Raw genomic sequence first — 1,554 nt, 5'->3', positions numbered from 1 at the left:
TACGGGGCGGCCGAGGAGTTCCTCGATGCGTTGGAGGCGGTAGCGCACCGTGTTCTTGTGCACGCCGAGCGCCTTCGCGGCGGTGTCGGGGCTGCGGCGGGCCCGCAGATAGGCATGCAGGGTTTCGCGCAGGCGGGCGGACTGGGCGTCCGGGGCGGCGAGCACGCCCAATTCGCGGTCGATGAGGGCGCGCATGCCGGATTCGTCGATCCCGGCCAGGTAGGCGACCTCCACCTCCCGGTAGTCGAGGACGCGCGGCAGTCCGGGGCGGGCGCGTTCGGCGACGTGGCGGGCGGCGACCGCTTCGGCGTGGCCGCGGCGGAAGCCCGCCAGTTGGGATCCGGGGAGCCCGACGGCCACCCGGACCGGCGGTTCGACCGGCCAGTCCGCGACCGACGGCACACCGTCGTCGGGCACGGCCAGCCAGGCCCACAGCGCACTGGCCCCCGCCGGAATCGTGAGCACGCTGCCGCTGCCGACCGCGGCGGCGCAGCGGGCCACCACGCGGTCCAGCCGGTCGCCGACCTCCCCGGTGCCGTCGGCGGAGCCGAGCGCGACCGCGTCCGCATCGGTCCACAGCACCAGGGCCAGATGTCGGCCCGCCAGCCGATAGCCGATCTTGGCGGAGGCGTGCTCGATATCGAGGTCGGCGCCGTCGAGCAGGGCGCGCACGATCTCCCCGCGCTGGTTCAGCGCCGCCCGCAGGCCGCGCTCGCGTTCGGTGATGTAGGTGTCAGTGAGCGTTTCGACGCAGGTGCTGACCCAGCGGGTGGAGCGGTCGAAAAGCCGCAGCAGCACCGACCTTTCGATATCGGGCGGCAGCCGGCGCTCGTCGATGGTCTCGCTCATGTACTCGATCACCGCCTCCTGCCCCACGTGGTAGACGCGCAACAGCACCCGCAGATCGTGGCCGCGCCGCGCGATGGTGCGGGCGAAGGCGTGCGCTTCCGCCGGGATCGGATAGTCGGCATGGTCCTGCGTGAGGGTGCTCAGCACCTCCAGGGCGTGGGCGCGGGTGCTCGCGGCCAGATCGCGGCGCATATCCCGGTCGGCCAATTCCGGCACGCGGGCGATGATGGCATTGTCGAGCCGCGTCACCACCTGGTCGAGGGTGTCGGTGCGCAGGGTTTCGGCGACGAAGTCGGCAATCCACTGCCGAATGGCCGCAGGGGTGGCGGTGGTCGCCACGAGCACCTCCGAATTTGTGCTTCCGGCATAAAACCGGCCGAATTAGTTGACCGATTGGGCCAAGAATGTCCTTGTGGATTGTGTCACGATCATAGTTCGTGAGCTGTCGCACAGCTCGCGGCCGCAACGTAGCGCACGTGGGAGAGCAATCGTGACCAATTCCGAATCCGGGGGTGCCCGCAAGGCCGCGCCCCGCAAATCCACCGGCACCCGGCGCGCCGCCAAGTCCGCGTCCCCGGCCAGCGCGGAGCCCGCCGAGGCCGCGGGCGCCGCCAAGCCGACCGCGGCGGCCAAGAAGACACCCACGAAACAAGCGCCCGCCAAGACCGCGCCGACGAAAGCCGCCGCCAAGTCCGCGCCCGCGAA

1 protein-coding gene and 1 pseudogene are annotated in these 1,554 nt (G+C 71.3%); one reads left to right on the top strand and one right to left on the bottom strand.

Annotation, left to right across the window (positions count from 1 at the left end; all coding sequences use genetic code 11):
- Window positions 1-1,188 (bottom strand): helix-turn-helix domain-containing protein (locus QK444_RS36160; RefSeq protein WP_282786606.1); only part of this gene is annotated, 1,188 nt, incomplete at its 3' end.
- Window positions 1,189-1,339: 151 nt separating this feature from the next.
- Between QK444_RS36160 and QK444_RS36155 the strand changes: the two are divergent.
- A pseudogene (locus tag QK444_RS36155) lies at window positions 1,340-1,554 on the top strand (DNA-binding protein); the annotation flags it as partial.

The organism is Nocardia sp. CC201C, from assembly GCF_030010695.1.
Taxonomy (GTDB): Bacteria; Actinomycetota; Actinomycetes; order Mycobacteriales; family Mycobacteriaceae; genus Nocardia; species Nocardia otitidiscaviarum.
The sequence above is the reverse complement of the archived record's forward strand: the minus strand, read 5'-3'. Positions and strand labels throughout refer to the sequence as shown.